11 protein-coding genes and 1 tRNA gene are annotated in these 16140 nt (G+C 70.7%); 4 read left to right on the plus strand and 8 right to left on the minus strand.

Annotated features, from left to right (window positions below; all coding sequences use genetic code 11):
• Positions 1–100: 100 nt before the first annotated feature.
• Positions 101–1060 carry a hypothetical protein gene (locus NS283_RS14450; protein WP_058597561.1) on the plus strand — a complete coding sequence of 320 codons (960 nt, stop codon included), beginning with the start codon at positions 101–103 and terminating at the stop codon, positions 1058–1060.
• Between the two features lie 764 nt (positions 1061–1824).
• Here NS283_RS14450 and nusG read toward each other — a convergent pair.
• From nusG to NS283_RS14465, 3 genes are all read right to left on the minus strand, one after another.
• A complete protein-coding gene (gene nusG, locus NS283_RS14455) occupies positions 1825–2946 on the minus strand; it encodes a transcription termination/antitermination protein NusG (RefSeq protein WP_058597562.1) in 1122 nt (373 codons plus the stop codon).
• 60 nt (positions 2947–3006) lie between these two features.
• Positions 3007–3282 (minus strand): preprotein translocase subunit SecE, encoded by a 276-nt coding sequence (secE, locus tag NS283_RS14460; RefSeq protein WP_058597563.1) that lies wholly within the window; start codon positions 3280–3282, stop codon positions 3007–3009.
• A gap of 43 nt (positions 3283–3325) precedes the next feature.
• Positions 3326–3398 (minus strand) — tRNA-Trp (locus tag NS283_RS14465).
• A gap of 255 nt (positions 3399–3653) precedes the next feature.
• Between NS283_RS14465 and NS283_RS14470 the strand changes: the two genes are divergently transcribed.
• Both NS283_RS14470 and NS283_RS14475 read left to right on the plus strand, forming a co-directional pair.
• Positions 3654–5531, plus strand: a complete 1878-nt coding sequence (locus tag NS283_RS14470) for an HSP90 family protein (protein ID WP_193752693.1) — start codon at positions 3654–3656, stop codon at positions 5529–5531.
• Positions 5528–8311: a hypothetical protein gene (locus NS283_RS14475; protein WP_058597564.1), complete on the plus strand. Its 2784-nt coding sequence runs from the start codon at positions 5528–5530 to the stop codon at positions 8309–8311. The genes NS283_RS14470 and NS283_RS14475 overlap by 4 nt, the downstream gene beginning before the upstream one ends.
• Positions 8312–8374: 63 nt before the next feature.
• Here the strand turns inward: NS283_RS14475 and NS283_RS14480 are convergent, their stop codons facing one another.
• The 5 genes from NS283_RS14480 to gabT all read right to left on the minus strand — a co-directional run bounded on the left by NS283_RS14480 (position 8375) and on the right by gabT (position 15143).
• Positions 8375–9736 carry an NAD-dependent succinate-semialdehyde dehydrogenase gene (locus NS283_RS14480; RefSeq protein WP_058597565.1) on the minus strand — a complete coding sequence of 454 codons (1362 nt, stop codon included), beginning with the start codon at positions 9734–9736 and terminating at the stop codon, positions 8375–8377.
• A gap of 36 nt (positions 9737–9772) precedes the next feature.
• Positions 9773–11329 carry an APC family permease gene (locus NS283_RS14485; RefSeq protein ID WP_058597566.1) on the minus strand — a complete coding sequence of 519 codons (1557 nt, stop codon included), beginning with the start codon at positions 11327–11329 and terminating at the stop codon, positions 9773–9775.
• Positions 11326–12225, minus strand: coding sequence for a universal stress protein (locus tag NS283_RS14490; protein ID WP_058597567.1), 900 nt, complete (start codon positions 12223–12225; stop codon positions 11326–11328). The genes NS283_RS14485 and NS283_RS14490 overlap by 4 nt, the downstream gene beginning before the upstream one ends.
• Positions 12222–13682 carry a flavin monoamine oxidase family protein gene (locus NS283_RS14495; RefSeq protein ID WP_058597568.1) on the minus strand — a complete coding sequence of 487 codons (1461 nt, stop codon included), beginning with the start codon at positions 13680–13682 and terminating at the stop codon, positions 12222–12224. Before NS283_RS14495 ends, NS283_RS14490 begins: the two co-directional genes overlap by 4 nt.
• 111 nt (positions 13683–13793) lie before the next feature.
• Entirely contained in the window at positions 13794–15143 is a 1350-nt protein-coding gene (gene gabT, locus NS283_RS14500; RefSeq protein ID WP_153003383.1) for a 4-aminobutyrate--2-oxoglutarate transaminase, read from the minus strand.
• Between the two features lie 92 nt (positions 15144–15235).
• On the opposite strand from gabT, the gene NS283_RS14505 reads away from it, so the two are divergent.
• Positions 15236–16140, plus strand: a 905-nt coding sequence (locus tag NS283_RS14505) for a PucR family transcriptional regulator ligand-binding domain-containing protein (protein ID WP_193752694.1), incomplete at its 3' end; no start/stop codon positions are given.

Here is a 16140-nt window from a genome sequence, read left to right on the forward strand (position 1 = left end):
GCACGTGTTTCTGCGCGCGGATCGCGTTTATGCGGCGACCGCGCCGGTGGTTATCCACAGGCGTCCCGAGCGGCGCGCGAGAACGTGGCACCCTCGCGGAATGGACACCGCACCCCGGGCGCTCCGCGCCTCGCCCGCACCGCTGATCGTGGCCTCGGGTGCGCCGCGATCCGGACCGCCACTCTGGCGCGACGAGTCGCTGCTGCGCGTCCGCTCGGGTGTGTACACCGTTCGTACCGCGTGGGACGGCCTCGCACCGTGGGAGCGTTACCTGGCACGAGTCCACGCGTTCGCCGTGGCACGAAGAGATGCGGTGTTCTCGCACGAGTCCGCAGCGGCGCTGGTCGGACTGCCGGTGTTCGGGGAGCCGCGCATGATCCACATCTTCGACGGACGTCGCGCGCGGTCGGTGTCTTACGGCGACGTCACCGTGCACACGAGCGCCGATCCGCGATCGACGTGCGAGGTGGCCGGCATCCGGATCACGACCATCCCGAACGTCGTCGTCGACCTCGCCCGCGCTCTCCCCCCGGCGCTCGGGCTGGCGGTCGCGGATGCGGCGTCACGGACGTTCGGCCTGGACGCCGAACAGTTCCTGGAACGTCTGCTCGAACAGAGCAACACGTTCGGAGTGCGCCGGGCGCAGTGGGCGCTGACGCGCGCCGTGCCGATGGCCGAGTCGCCGGGCGAGTCGATCAGTCGAGCTGTCATCGAGTGGTGCGGGTTCCCCGCTCCGGCGCTTCAGACGGAGCATCAAGTCGAGGGGCGCACGTACAGGTCGGACTTCTGCTGGCCGGAACATCGAGTGATCGGCGAGAGCGACGGGTGGTCGAAATACGGCCTGCATGATCCCGCTGCGGCTGCTGAAGCGCTGCGCGCGGAGAAACAGCGCGAAGACGCTCTTCGCCGACAGGGGTGGCGCGTCGCACGCTGGGACTACGCGGGCGCTCTCGGGGTCGACGCCCTGCGCGATGCGCTGCTCGCAGCCGGGTTGCGTCCGGTGCGACGCCCCGACCTCGCAGCCCTTTCGGCCGTGGGTCGGAATCCGCGCTCGACCTGAGCCTCGGCGTGCAGCGCGGTCCGTTGCGCACCGAGACGTGCAGAAGCGAAGCCCCGGCCGACTGGGGCAGCCGCGCATAAACGCCGTTCGCGCACAGAAACACGTGCACAGCGCGTTTCTGCGAGTGGATCGCGTTTATGTGCGGCGGAACGGCGGGGCGGCGAGCACGGCGCGCAGCGAGCGACTCGTCCGCGGGGTGCGCCCGTGCGCCGGGTCCCGGCGGCTCCGCCACGCGGGCGCCAATCGCGCATAAACGCCGTTCGCGCACAGAAACACGTGCACAGCGCGTTTATGCGAGTGGATCGCGTTTATGTGCGGCGGAACGGCGGGGCGGCGAGCACGGCGCGCAGCAAGCGACGCGTCCGTGGGCGTGCGACCGTGCGCCGGGGACCCGGCGGCGCCGCCATACGGGCGGCAGCCGCGCATAAACGCCGTTCGCTCACAAAAACACGTGCACAGCGCGTTTATGCGAGCGGATCGCGTTTATGCGAGCCGGGACGGCGAGCACGGCGCGCAGCGCGGGGGTGCGCCCATAAACGCCGTTCGCGCACAGAAACACGTGCAGAGCGCGTTTATGCGAGTGGATCGCGTTTATGCGTGGCCCACACAGCGGCCGCGCGTGCAGGAGCCCCGGCGGAGGCAGCGCGTGCGGGAGCCCTCACGCAGCGAGGCCGCGCACACGTCCGCCGCGGGACGAGCCGCGGGGAACGGCGAACGCCCCGCCGGCGGGGCCGGACGGGGCGTTCGCGAGGACGCGCGGGGCGTCAGATCATCTTGGTGACCTGGTCGAACGACAGCTCGACCGGGGTCTCACGCTCGAAGAGCGACACGAGCACCGTGAGCTTGCCGCTCTCGGGCTTGATCTCGCTGATCGTGCCGGGCAGGCCCGCGAACGAGCCTTCCTTGATCGTGATGGTCTCGCCGGTCTCGAAGTCGACCTCGGCCGGGATGGAGCGCGTCGCGACCGGAGCGCCCTTGGCGGCACCCGCCTTGGCCGGCGCGGCTTCCTTGACCTCGACGAGGCTCTTCAGCATGTTGAAGGCCTCTTCGAAACGCAGCGGCGTCGGGTTGTGGGCGTTGCCCACGAAGCCGGTGACACCGGGGGTGTGGCGGACGACCGACCAGGTGTCTTCGTTGAGGTCCATGCGCACCAGCACGTAGCCGGGGATGCGCACGCGGTTGACCATCTTGCGCTGGCCGTTCTTGATCTCGACGACGTCCTCCATGGGGACCTCGACCTGGTAGATGTCGTCCTCGACCTCGAGCGTCGACTTGCGCTGCTCGATGTTGGCCTTCACCTTGCGCTCGAAGCCGGCGTAGGAGTGGATGACGTACCACTTGCCGGGAAGCGAACGCAGCTCGGCGCGGAACGCCTCGTAGGGGTCGGCGTCTTCGTCGATCTCGTCGACGTCGGTCGCCGCGTCGGCGGGGGACTCGGATGCCTCGACCTCGTCGACCACGCCGGCAGCGGCCCGCACCTCGTCGACGAACTCGTCGTCGAGGACCGGCGCGTCGGGCTCGCCGTTGATGTCGGGACCGTCGTAGGGGGTGACCTCGTCGGCGGCTTCGGCGGCCTCTTCGGCCTGCTCCTCGGCGAGGGCGTCGTTCAGGACCTCGGCGGCGGCCTCGGCCTCGCTGGTCTCGTCGATCTCGAGAGCGTCGTTCACGATCGCGTCAGCCTCCGGGTCGGTGATGTCGATGTCGTCGAGATCGTCGTCGGCATCCGCGTCGTCGGCGTCGTCCACGACGTGGACGGCGGTGTGCTCAGCCGCGTCGGAGGCGTGCTCCTGCGAGGCGAGCACGTTGCCCTCCTGGGCTTCGTCGTCTTCGCTGGACTGCTCGGCAGCCGTCGCCCAATCGGCGTCGTCGACATATCTTTCAGACACTGATGATCTCTTCCGTTGAAGTGCGACCGCTCGTGGGGCCGCTCGTCGCCGTAGCGCCGGTCAGGCGCCGGCGGTGCTCGGGACGCCGAAGACGGCGCTGGTCAGCCACACGAACAGCAGGTCGAGGCCGTACACGAGCGCCATCATCACGACGACGAACCCGAGGACCACGAGGGTGAACTTGATCAGCTCCTGCCGCGTGGGCGTGACGACCTTGCGCAGCTCCGTGAAGACCTGACGGATGAAAAGAGCGATCCGCGCGAAGAAGTTGAGCTTCTTCTCGCGGGGCGCGCCGCGGTCAGCGACGACCTCGCCCTTCGCCTCGTCCTGCGTCATCGAACCACCTAGGTCGCTATTCGTTGCCAGCGTGTGCTGTGCGCAGGGCGGACAGGAATCGAACCTGCAACCTGCGGTTTTGGAGACCGCTGCTCTGCCAATTGAGCTACCGCCCTAAGATCCGGATGGATCCAGGATTCGAAACCCGGCACGCCTTCGCCACGGATCTCTCGGGGAGGGATGCCGCCTGTGCGCGAGGCACGGCGAAAGAATGCAGATTTCGACTGCACTGCAAGTGTACGGCATCGGGCGCACCGCCGACGAACTCCCCCACCCCGCCGTGCCGCGCAGAGGGCCTCTGGATAGGCTGGAGGATGGTCGCCATTCTGGCCCCCGACACTGCGGCGACCGGTGAGGATCGAGGACCACGGATGAGCTCACAGCCCCCCGCCCAGCAGTTCCAGGTCGACCTGCGCGGCGTGATCGACCTGTTGAGCCGCCACATCTATTCGGGTCCCCGCGTGTTCCTCCGAGAGCTCCTGCAGAACGCCGTCGACGCGATCGCCGCACGCCGAGAGGTCGACGGCGCGGGCGGGCGCGTCCGCATCACGCCGGTCAGCGCGGCATCCGAAGAATTCGTCCTGCGCGACGACGGGGTCGGTCTGACCCCCGACGACGTGGCGGATCTGCTCGCGACCGTCGGCCGCAGTTCCAAGCGCGACATGTTCGACCTGCCGCGCTCCGACTTCCTCGGGCAGTTCGGCATCGGGATGCTGTCGTGCTTCATGGTGTGCGATGACATCGTGATCCGTTCGCGCAGCGCGCACGGCACCGACCCGGTCGAGTGGGTCGGTCACGCCGACGGCACCTTCGAGGTCGGCCCCGGCGCCGATGACATCCCCGTGGGAACGAGCGTGCACCTGCGACCGCGCGGCGACAGCCGCTCGCTGCTGAGCACGGCGACCATCGTCGAGCTCGCCGAGACGTTCGGCCGCTATCTTCCCGTGACGGTGAGCGTCGACCTCCCGTCGGGCGGCGAGACGACCGTCACGGCGCCTCCCCCGTTCCTCGGCGACGACCGCGAGGAACAGGCGGCATACGGCCGGGAGCTCCTCGGCGCCGAGCCGCTCGCGGTCATCCCCCTGTCGGTGCCCGCCACGCAGACGCGCGGCTTGGCGTTCGTGCTGCCGTTCGCCCCGGCATCCACCGCCCGCCAGAGCACACGCGTCTACCTCCAGCGCATGCTGCTCACCGAGAGGGCCGAGGATCTGCTGCCGGACTGGGCGTTCTTCGTGCGGGCCGTCGTCGATTCGGCGGGCCTTCACCCCACCGCGAGCCGCGAGGCGCTCGTCGACGACGACGCACTCGAGCAGACCCGGACCGAGCTGGGGGATGCCGTGCGTCGGTGGATCCTCGACCTCGCGCTGAGCGATCCCCTGCGTCTGGCGCAGTTCGTCGGCGTGCACGAGGTGGCCCTGAAATCGCTCGTGCGTCACGACGACGAGCTGGCGCGCTTCATCGTGCCGTGGCTGTCGGTCGAGACGAACGTCGGACGACTGCGGATCGACGACCTCGTGCGGCGTTCCTCCCCCGTCCGCTACGCGGAGACGGTCGAGGCGTTCCGGCAGGTCGTGAGCGTCGCGCCCACCGGAACGACGCTCGTGAACGGCGGCTACCTTTACGACGACGAGCTGGTCCGGCTGCTTCCCGAGGTGTTCCCCGACGTGCGTGTCGAAGCCGTCGACGTGGCCGACGAGATCGACCGGCTCGCTCCCCCGCCGCTGGACCAGCGAGCCGCCGTGGTCTCGCTCGAGAGCCGCGCGCGAGACGCTCTCGCGACCGTGGAGGTCGTCGTGCGTTCCTTCGAGCGGCCCGAGGCCGCCGCGCTCTTCGTCGCCGACCCCGAGGTGTTGCGCGCGCTCGATCGCGGCCGTGCCCGCAGCGCGGGCGGGGCGCTGTGGGCGGGCGTCCTCGATCGGGCCGAGCGCGCCGGCACGCGCGGGCGAGACGAGACGCAGGCCGCGCCGTCGTCGCGCCTGTGCCTGAACTGGACCAACCCGACCGTGCAGCGTCTCGCGCACGCTCCCGAGGGCCGGGCGTTCAGCGCCGGCGTGCAGGTGCTGTACGTGCAGGCGCTGCTCGCCGGGCATCATCCCCTCGGCACCGCGGATCGCGCGTTGATGTCGTCGGCTCTCGCCGACCTCGTCGATCTCGCCACCTCGCCGTCCCTCACGCCCGCCGCGGCGCCGCAGCCCGGCGACGACGGCCCGACCGTCTCACCTCGCATCTCTCCGGAAGGATCCGCATGACCGCCGCCGCCGAAAGCATCCGCGCCCTGTTCGACGAGATCGACCGGACGCCCTGGGGACCGGAAGAGAGGGCTCTCGTCGCCGAGGCGGTCGCGCGAGCGCAGGAGAGCGGGGACACCCGGCTGGAGTACGAAGCGCGCCTCCGGCAGACCTCGAGCGCCAACATGATCGGCGACACCGACCTCATGCTGACCTCGTTCGCCTGGTGCCTGGCGCAGCACGAGTCCGACCCCGAGCGGTTCCCCGCGGAGCTCGAGCCCGCGGGCGACCTGCTGTGGCAGTACAAGTGGATGGCGGGCGCGCTGCGCGGTTCGCCGGAGTTCGCGAGCGAGCAGATCGAAGCGGTGCTCGACGACATGGAGCAGCACTACCGCCGAGCCGGCGTCGGCCTGAGCGGCGCGCTCATGGCCCGCTTCGAAGACGCGTGGGCCGCGGGACGCATCGAGGAAGCCGCCATCCTGCGCGAGCGCCTGGAGGCCACCCCGCGCGACGACTACAGCCACTGCGACGCGTGTGTGCGCAGCCAGTTCGCCGGTTTCTTCGCCGAGATCGGGCGCGAAGACGAGTCGATCCGCCTCGTCGAGGAGATGGTGGAGGGCGGATTCACCTGCGGCGAGGAGCCCGAGCGCGCCCTCGCTCTCGTGCTGCTCCCGCTGCTGCGCGCCGGACGATTCGACGAGGCCCGTTCCTTCCATTCGCGCAGCTACCGCCTCGCGCGCGACAACCCCGACAACCTCACGATCATCGCCGACCACGTGGTCTTCTGCACCGTGACCGGCAACGAAGCGCGCGCTCTCAGCCTGATCGAGAAGCATCTGCGCTGGCTCACCCACGACGGTCTCAACGCGGAGGCTCACCAGGAGGCCCTGGCCGCCTTCGGCCTGGCCCTGGATGCCGTGACCCGCTCGGGCCACGGCGACACTCCGGTGCGGGGATCGGATGCCGCGGAGCTCGCGCCGCTGTTCGGTTCGCGCGACGCGGAGCTGACGGCATCCGATCTCGCCGTTCTCTGCTGGGCTCGGGCCGAGGAGATCGCGCGGGCCTTCGACGAACGCAACGGGACCGACGCGCACGCGCGGCGCCTCGAGCGCACGCGCGCTCTGGCCGACGAGCACTACGACGTCCCGCTGTCGTCCGGGGGTTTCGCGGCACCGGTGTCGGCGCCTCGCGAATGGACGCCCGCGGAGAGGCGTGTGCGCGCGCGCATGCTCGGGGCTCTCGGCACCGCCTCGTCGATCGACGCGATCGCCGACGTGCTCGACGACGCCGACGCTGCCGACCGCCTGCCCCTGACCTTCCAGCTGCTGCGCGGCCTGCTCGCGGAGGAACGCCTCGACGACGCCGCGCAGGTGCTCGCCGCACGGGTGGACGCGCTGCGCGCCGTCGGCGACGAGGCGCGAGCCGACCTCGAGGAGAAGCTCGGGCCCGCCCTCTTCGGGAAGGACGACGTGTTCGCCTCCCGCGCACTCGAGGAGCACCCGGATGCTCCGGCGGGGGTGCGAGGTCAACTCCTGACGATCGTGACGTACGGGCACATGGTCGCCGGCCGTCTCGATGAGGCCCTCCGCACGGTCCGCGAGGCACGCGAGCTCCACGCACGGGTGGGCGACATCGATCGTGTCCACGCGCTCGCCCACACGGAAGCCGACATCCATCGCGAGAAGCAGGCGCCCGCGGACGCGATCGCGGTGCTCGACGAACTCCTCGCGGATGACCGACTGGAGGTCGGACGGCGAGTCCACGTCCTGACCGACCGGGCGGTGCTCCGAGAGTCCCTGGGGGACCCCTCCCGCGGAGCCGACGACGCCGACGAGGCAGCTCGACTCCTCCTCACGTGGGACGCCGACGGGCAGGTGGTCGCGACCGCCCTGTCTCTGGGCGCTCAGTTCGCGGAGCGCGCCGGCCAGAACGAGCGCGCCGTCGCGAGCTACCGCGTCGCGGTGCAGCGCCTCGAGGCCGCCGGCGAGTCGACGGTCGCCTTGCGGTACGGGCTCGGCCGCGCACTCCTCGCGACGGGCGCCGCGCACGAGGCCGTGGAGGTGATCGACGAGGTCCTGCAGGACGAGACGGCGGCCGGCGAGGCTCCCGGGTCGCGCGCGATCACGGTCGGTCTGCTCGCTCGCGCGTTCGAGCACGCCGAGGAGTGGGGGAACGCGCTGCGCGCCTGGGAAATCACCGCCGACCTGCACGAAGAAGCGGACGAACCCGCTCGTCGCGCCTCGGCACTCGTCGCGTGGGCCCAACTGCTCGGACGCCTCGGCGAGACGGACGAGTCGGTCGACACCCTGACCACGGCCGTCGAGGTCGCGCGAACCGACCCGGAGAACCGCGGGATGCTCGCGGACGCGCTGCACTCTCTCGCCCAGGTCAAGGCGTACCGGGGCGACGACGACGCTCTCACGCCCCTCGACGAAGCGATCGAGATCGGTCGCGCGGACGACGCTCCGTGGCTCGTCGCCGATCTGCTCGACACGCGCGCCCGGTTCCTCGCGAACGCGGGTCGGGTCGACGAAGCGGTGGCCTGCGCGCTGCAGGCGGCCGACGGGTTCCTCTCGGTCGGGGGCGTCCCGCAGGCGGGCGGTTCCGAATTCGTCGCCGCGCGCATCCTCCTCGGCGCCGAGCGCACCGAGGAAGCCGTCGCGGTCCTGCGTTCGGCGCTCGAGCATGCGGCCGACGAGGAGCAGCTGCGCCAGGCGGTGGCGATCGACCTCGGGGACGCGCTCGAGGGCCTCGGCCGCCACGGGGAGGCCGCGGAGGTCCGGAGCACCCTGCCCGCTTGACGCCCCGCGAAAAACGCGAAGACGGCGGCATCCAGAAAGGATGCCGCCGTCTTCTCGTCGGCGTCAGGCCGTGCGGATGAGCTTCTTGTTGACGAACTCGTCAGCCGCCAGCAGGCCCAGCTCCCGCGAGGTCCCACTGCGCTTCACTCCGCCGAACGGGAGCTCCGGGGAGTCGGCGAGCACGAGGTTGACGTAGACCATGCCCGCCTCGAGTCGGTCGGCGACGCGCTCCGCCTGATCGGCATCCGTCGTGAACACGTAGGAGCCGAGACCGAAACTCGTGTCGTTGGCGAGGGCGACCGCCTCGTCTTCGCCCGAGACGCGGTAGACCGTGCCGACCGGGCCGAAGAACTCCTCGCCGTACGCGTCCATGTCGCTCGTGACGCCGGTGAGGACCGTGCCCGGGTAGAAGGCGCCGTCGCGCGTGCCGCCGACCTCGATCTTCGCGCCCTGGGCGACCGCGCGCTGCACCTGCTCATCGAGGCGCTCCGCGGCGGCGAGCGACGACAGCGGGCCGAGAACCGTGTCCTCGGCGAACGGGTCGCCGACCTTCGCCTCACCGAGGGCGGCGGTGAACTTCTCGAGGAACGCGTCGTAGAGGTCGTCGACGACGATGAAGCGTTTGGCGCCGTTGCAGGACTGGCCCACGTTGTCGAGACGCGCATCCACGGCGGCCTGGACCGCGGCATCCAGATCGTCGGTGGACAGGAGGATGAAGGGGTCGGAGCCGCCGAGCTCGAGCGCGACCTTCTTGAGGTGGCGGCCGGCGATCTCGGCGACCGCGGACCCGGCCCGCTCGGAACCGGTGACCGACACGCCCTGGACACGGCGGTCGGCGATGATGGTCGCCGCCTGGTCGTTGGTCACACGGACGTTGACGTACGCCCCCTCGGGGAGCCCCGCGTCGCGGTAGATCAGCTGGAGGGCCTCGGCCGACTCGGGGCACTGGGGCGCGTGCTTGAGGAGGATGGTGTTGCCCACCGCGAGGTTCGGAGCGGCGAAGCGGGCCACCTGGTAGTACGGGAAGTTCCACGGCATGATGCCGAGGAGCACCCCGAGTCCCGCCCGGCGGATGACCGCGGTGCCCTCGCCGAGGATGTCGATCGGGGTGTCGCCGGTGATCCTGTCGATGTTGTCGGCGTAGTACTCCGTGATGTCCGCGGCGAAGTCGACCTCACCGAGCGCGGCTTCGAGGGGCTTGCCCATCTCGCGCACGATGATCGCGGCGAGGTCGTCGCGACGCTCCCGGTGCAGCTCGGCGACGCGGCGCAGTCCCTCGGCGCGCTCGGCGGGCGCGGTCCGCGACCAGACGCGGAACCCGTCGTGGGCCGACGCGATGGCGGCTTCCACTCCGGCGTCGGACAGGGTGTCGTACTCGGCGAGGGTCTCGCCCGTGGCCGGGTTGACGACGGCGTAATCGCTCATGGGTGTCGGTCCGTTTCTGTCGTGGTGGGTGGTCGGTCAGGGACGTGCGGTGGCGCGGCGATCGCGGCGAGCGCTGGCGGGAGCGTCGATCGAGAGGGTCTCGCCCCGGAAGAAGGCCGGGCGGCGCACACGTTGCCAGACCATGATCGCCACTCCCAGCAGGATGATGGTCATTCCGAGGATGAAGACGAGTCCCACGCCGCCGATCTCGGAACCGCTGCCGTACTCGGGGTTCATGCTGTCGATCAGCGTGGTGACGAAGATGACGGCGAGGATCACCCCGCCCACGAGCGGGAACAGCAGCGTGAAGAAGACGTTGCGCACCGAGTCGAACCACTGCTTGCGGAAGTACCAGACGCACGCGAACGCGGTCAGCCCGTAGTAGAAGCAGATCATGATGCCGAGCGTGAGGATCGTGTCGCTGAGCACGTTGACGCTGACCACCCGCATGACGGCGTAGAACCCGGCGGCGACGATCGCCGAGACGATCGTGGCGTACCCCGGCGTGAAGAAGCGGGGGCTAACCTTGGCGAACCGCTCGGGCAGGGCGCCGTAGTGCCCCATCGCGAGGAGCGTGCGGGCCGGGCCGACGAAGGTGGACTGCAGCGACGACGCCGAGCTGGTCAGCACCGCGAGCGACACGAACGCCGCGAAGGGCCCGAGGATCGGGCCGGCCAGGGCGAAGAAGGCGTTGTCCTGGATGGACGGGTTGCCGAGTCCGAATTCCCCGTCGCCGATCCCGGCGAACATGATCATCGACACCGCGAGCAGCAGGTACAGCGACACGATCGTGAGCACCGTGATCGTCGCCGCACGCCCCGGTGTCTTCTCGGGGTCCTTCGTCTCCTCGTTCATGGTGAGCGTCACGTCCCACCCCCAGAAGATGAAGATCGACAACGACACCCCTGCCGCGAAGGCGCTGAACGACGACACCGCGAACGGGTTGAACCACTCCCACGAGAAGGGCGTCGCGTCGAAGGCGTTGCCCTGCACGGCGTGGGTGATCGCCACCACCGCGAAGACGACGAGCACGAGGACCTGGAAGGTCACGAGGACGTACTGCAGCTTCTGCGTGGTCTGCATGTCGCGGTACGACACCACGGTGGCTCCGAGCACGAACAGCAGGCACACGACGATGTTGATGCCGAGGTTCGAGGCCAGATCGGCGATGCCGGGCTGGCCGGTGAGCTGCGAGATCAACAGGAACAGGAAGTCGACGGCGATGCCGGCGAGGTTCGACAGCACGATGATCGTGGCGGCGATGAGGCCCCATCCCGCCATCCAGCCGATCCACGGTCCGAAGGCCCGCGAGGCCCAGGTGAAGGACGTGCCGGAGTCCGGCATCCGGTTGTTCAGCTCGCGATAGCCGAAGGCGACGAGAAGCATCGGGATGAAGCCGACGAGGATGATCGCCGGCACCTGGACGCCCACCGCACCCACGGTCGGACCGATCGCGGCGGTGAACGTGTACGCGGGCGCGATGCACGAGATGCCGATGACGACGGCGCCGATGAGGCCGATCGTGCCGGCGCTCAGGCCCTTCTTCGACAGACCGCCGGCCTCACTGCCGGTGGCGGGTGCGGGTGCGGTCATGGCCGCGGTCCTTCCTGGACGGGAACGTCGGCACGGCTTCGTGGCACGACGACGAGAGGAACGGGGAGTTCGTGCAGCATCTTCGCGGCGGTCGAACCGAGGAAGAGGCGTCGCGGCTGGGCGAGCCGGCTGGAGCCGACGATCGCGAGCTCGGCGGGATCCCACGCGAGATCGCGCACGGCCTCTTCGATGCTGTCTCCGTCGGCGACGACGACCTCGGCGGCGACGTCGGCGGGAAGCTCGGCGCGAGCCTGCGCCAGCACCTCCTCGGAGTGCGCGGCACCCGCGATGCGGATCGCGCCCGTCTCGAGCCCCGCGGGCAGATCGACGGTCACGAGCGAGAGAAGACGGAGGGGAACGGATGCCGCTGCCGCGAGCTGCACGCTCTCGTCGCGCAGCACGTCGGCTCCAGGTCGGCTGCCGATCGCGGCGGTGACCCGGCTGATGCCGAGCGCCGGGTCGATGAGGCGAGACCCCTCGGGAGCGAGGACGACGGGGACGTCGGAGGAGTGCAGCAGTTCCGACGCGACGGTCCCGAGACGGTGGCGGCCGCGGAGTCCTCCGTTCGCAGCGCCGACCACGATGTAGCCGGCACCGATCTCGTCGGCGAAGGCCACGAGACCCTCGGCGAACGAGTCGGCGTGACGGATGCGGGTGCGGTGGGGCACGGCATCCGGAATCCGACGCGCCGCGTCGTTCAACCAGCTCTCGGCCTGCTCGCGGATGTGGCGGGTGTAGGCCGCGTCCGGCGGGGTGATGACGCTGCGGGCGTCGCCGGGCAGGACCAGCGCGACCTCGAGCGGTGCCTCGATCGCGCGGGCGAGGCGGATGCCGAGGGCGAGGGCGTCGGCCCCGGTATCGGTCGCGGTGTACCCGACGACGACCGCGGCGCTCATCCGCGGGCTCGGTCGAGGATCTCGTCGGCGGCGCGGTGTCCCTGGCGGATCGCGCCGTCGACGTGCTGGTAACCGGCTCCGGCCATGTCGCTGCAGGCGAGGTGGATCGGGCCGACGGGCTCGCGCAGGTCGGCGCCGTACCGGTGAAGGCCGCCCATGTCGAAGCTCGCGGCGTACGCACCGCGGGTCCACTCCTCGGTGCCCCAGTCGCTCTCGTAGTAGACGATCGGGTTCTTGGCCTCGGGCCCGTAGTAGTGCGACAGCGACTCGAGGATCTTCTCCTTGCGCTCCTCGGCGCTCAGACGGAAGAGGTCGTCGGCGTTCTGGTCGGAGACGAAGCCCACGAGGGTGCCGCGCTCGTCACCGTGATTGGTGTTGTCGTACGCCTCGTGCGACAGCTCGTAGGGGCTGAAGGCGGTGCCCGACAGGCCCTTGTCGCGCCAGAACGGCGTCTCGTAGACCGCGTGCACCTTGATGACGAAGCCCATCGAGATGTGCTGGTGCATCTGGTGCTGAAGACGCGGGAGCGGGGGCTCGAACGAGATGCGCGAGTACAGGACGGGAGCCAGCGCCAGGACGGCGAAGCGCGCGCGGACGGTGATCCCGTCGGCGATCGCCGTGACGCCGGCGGATGAGGACTTCGCCGCTTCGACGCGCGCGGTCAGGGCGCGAAGGTCGTCGACGCGTCGACCGGTCGCCGTGTCCGCTGGGCGGTCCGGCGTCGTGGTCTCGGCGCCCCAGACGAGCCGGCGCACCGGCTGGTTCAGGAAGACGTCGTCACCCAGGCGCTCGGCGAGCAGCTCGGGAACCTGCTGCAGGCCGCCCGTGACGCGCTTGTCGAGGATGAAGTCGGCGTCGACGAGGTGCGAGTACGAGCCCGCGGACGAAGCCATCAACAGCGACTGAAGGAGCGAGAAGGTGTGCGTGGGCTTGGTCAGCATCGCCGATCCCGTCGCGAACGCGAGGTTGCGCACCGCTTCGTCGTCGTCGGTCTGCTCGCGGAGCCACGCGTCCCACGAGATCTTGTCCCACTCGGCGGCCTTCGGGTGCGCCCACGGACGGTCCGGGTCGATCTCGGCGACCATGGCATCCAGGCGGGCGGTGATCTCGTCGATGACGCGCTCGGTCTCGGGAGCGACGGGGAACATCTCGCCCGTGAAGCGCTTGGCCACGCCGTCCGGACCCACGTAGACGCTGTCGCCCTCGCGGTAGCGGCTGTAGGTCTCGAGCCCGAGGTCGGCGACCGTGTCGATGAGCGCCGTCTGATCGGGCGAGACCCACTGACCGCCCAGCTCGAGCATCGCGCCGTCGATCACGTCGGTCCACAGGCGCCCGCCCACGCGGTCGCGTGCTTCGAGGACAGCGACCGAGAGGCCGGCCTTGCGCAGGTCGTTCGCGGCGGTGAGGCCGGCGGCACCGGCTCCGATGACGACCACGTCACGGGTGATCTCGTCCATGAGCTCTTCTCTCTTCTCGTTCACGTCTGTGTGTTGCGCCGACGGCGGCCGGAACGGCCCGCCGGCCCCGGCGGCGGCGGAGTCGGGTCGACGCCGCCGCCGGGACGTTCGTCAGTTGCGGGCCAGGGCGGCCTCGACGATGTCGAGACCCTCGTTCAGCAGATCGTCGCCGATCGACAGCGGCGGGAGGAACCGGATGACGTTCCCGTAGGTCCCGCACGTGAGCACGATGACGCCCTCGGCGATCGCGGCCTTGGCCACGGCCGCGGTGAGCGCAGCGTCGGGCGCGCCGGTCGCCGGGTCGACGAACTCGGCCGCGATCATCGCGCCGTGTCCACGGACGTCCCCGACGCGCGGGTCCTTCGCCTGCAGGTCGTGCAGGCGGGCCTTCAGGAGCGTGCCGATCTCTCGGGCGCGCTCGACGAGCCCCTCGTTCTCGAAGGCGTCGATGGATGCCAGAGCCGCGGCGCACGCGATCGGGTTGCCGCCGTAGGTTCCTCCGAGTCCGCCCGTGTGGGTGGCGTCCATGATCTCGGCGCGGCCGGTGACGGCGGCGAGGGGAAGGCCGCCCGCGATGCCCTTGGCTGTCGTCACGAGGTCGGGGACGATGCCGAACAGCTCGGAGGCGAACATCGCGCCCGTGCGGGCGAAGCCGGACTGGACCTCGTCGGCGATGAAGACGACGCCGTTGTCGCGGCACCAGTCGACGATCGCGTTGAGGAAGCCGTCGGCCGGGACGATGAAGCCGCCCTCGCCCTGGATGGGCTCGATGATGACGGCGGCGAGGTTCTCGGCGCCGACCTGCTTCTCGATGAGGCTGATGGCCTTGGCGGCGGCCTCGGGGCCGGAGAGGCCGTCGCGGAAGGGGTACGACAGGGGCGCGCGGTAGACCTCGGCGGCGAAGGGGCCGAAGCCGCTCTTGTACGGCATGTTCTTGGCGGTCAGCGCCATCGTCAGGTTGGTGCGGCCGTGGTACGCGTGGTCGAAGGCGACGACCGCCTGACGACCGGTGTGCTTGCGCGCGATCTTCACGGCGTTCTCGACGGCCTCGGCACCCGAGTTGAACAGCGCGCTCTTCTTGGCGTGGTCACCGGGGGTGAGACGGTTGAGCGCCTCGGCGACCGCGACGTACGAGTCGTAGGGCGAGACCATGAAGCACGTGTGGGTGAAGGCGGCGACCTGGTCCTGGACGGCCTTCACGACGGCGGGGTGCGCGTTGCCGACGCTCGTGACAGCGATGCCCGAGCCGAGGTCGATCAGGGAGTTGCCGTCGGCGTCGACGACGACTCCCCCACCCGCGGCGACGGCGTGGATGGGCACGGTGTGCCCGACCCCGGATGCCACGGCGGCGGCCTTGCGGTCGAGCAGCTCCTGCGAGCGGGGGCCGGGGATGGCGGTGACGAGGCGGCGCTCCTGGGCGAGCGAGGGACCGCCGACGGTGGGGAGGGTGTCGAGGCTCATGGCGGCGATGCTACGGACGGCGCGCAACGCGGTGCACTCTCCCCCCTGTACAGTCACTCGCACTGCCATATACGTCTCGTACAGGAGCATCGATGCCCGACTCCGCCGTCTCGCCGCCGAGCCTGCGCGCCCTCCTCGCGCGCGGCGATCTGCACCTGCGTCTCGCCGTGGACGAGGCCGAGCTCCCCGCCGGGAGCGTCGATCGCCCGGTGCGGTGGGTGCACTCGAGCGACCTCGCCGATCCGACGCCGTTCCTCAGCGAGGGTCTCGTCCTCCTGACGACCGGGACGCAGTTCGCCTCCGACGACGATTACGCCGCCTACGTGGGGCGTCTGCGGGCGCGGGGCGTGCGCGCCCTCGGCTTCGGAACGGAGGTCGTGCGTGACGGCATCCCGTCCGGCCTGACCGACGCGTGTCTGGCGGCGGGGATGCCCCTGTTCGAGGTGCCGTACCGCACGCCCTTCATCGCGGTGGCCCGTGCCGGCGCTGAGGCGATCGCGGCCGACGCGTACGCCCGCCGCAGCTGGTCGCTCGCCGCCCAGCGCGCGGTCTCTCTCGCCGCCCTTCGCCCCGACGGGCTCTCGGCCACCCTCGCCGAGCTCTCGCGGCAGCTCGACTGCTGGGTCGGGCTCTTCGATGCGGCCGGAGCCCTGCGCACCGCGCACCCGGCGGGCTCGCTCGCCGACGCGGCCGTCGACGGCGTCGCGGCCGAGGTCGAGACGATGCTCCGCCGCGGAACCCGCGCGGCCTCGACGCTGCGAGTCGACGATGTCTCGGTCAGCGTCCAGACGCTGGGGCGCGGGGGGAACCTGCGCGGGGCTCTCGCCATCGCCGCGGACGACCTCGACCACGAAGCGCGAAGCGTCGTCACGGCTGTCGTCGCGATGGCGGCCCTCGCGCTCGAGCAGCAGGACGGTTTGGGCCGGGCGATCGGCACCTTCCGCGCCGTGCGAGCCCGGGGTCGTCGCTCCCGAGCGCCTGGACGAGCCCGGGCGCG

The organism is Microbacterium testaceum, from assembly GCF_001476285.1.
GTDB lineage: Bacteria > Actinomycetota > Actinomycetes > Actinomycetales > Microbacteriaceae > Microbacterium > Microbacterium testaceum_B.

Bases quoted from the DNA above. Each gene is read 5' to 3' on its own strand.
- NS283_RS14450 (WP_058597561.1), top strand. From the start codon at position 101: ATGGACACCGCACCCCGGGCGCTCCGCGCCTCGCCCGCACCGCTGATC.
- secE (WP_058597563.1), bottom strand. From the start codon at position 3,282: ATGACGCAGGACGAGGCGAAGGGCGAGGTCGTCGCTGACCGCGGCGCG.
- NS283_RS14470 (WP_193752693.1), top strand. From the start codon at position 3,654: ATGAGCTCACAGCCCCCCGCCCAGCAGTTCCAGGTCGACCTGCGCGGC.
- NS283_RS14475 (WP_058597564.1), top strand. From the start codon at position 5,528: ATGACCGCCGCCGCCGAAAGCATCCGCGCCCTGTTCGACGAGATCGAC.
- NS283_RS14480 (WP_058597565.1), bottom strand. From the start codon at position 9,736: ATGAGCGATTACGCCGTCGTCAACCCGGCCACGGGCGAGACCCTCGCC.
- NS283_RS14485 (WP_058597566.1), bottom strand. From the start codon at position 11,329: ATGACCGCACCCGCACCCGCCACCGGCAGTGAGGCCGGCGGTCTGTCG.
- NS283_RS14490 (WP_058597567.1), bottom strand. From the start codon at position 12,225: ATGAGCGCCGCGGTCGTCGTCGGGTACACCGCGACCGATACCGGGGCC.
- NS283_RS14495 (WP_058597568.1), bottom strand. From the start codon at position 13,682: ATGGACGAGATCACCCGTGACGTGGTCGTCATCGGAGCCGGTGCCGCC.
- gabT (WP_153003383.1), bottom strand. From the start codon at position 15,143: ATGAGCCTCGACACCCTCCCCACCGTCGGCGGTCCCTCGCTCGCCCAG.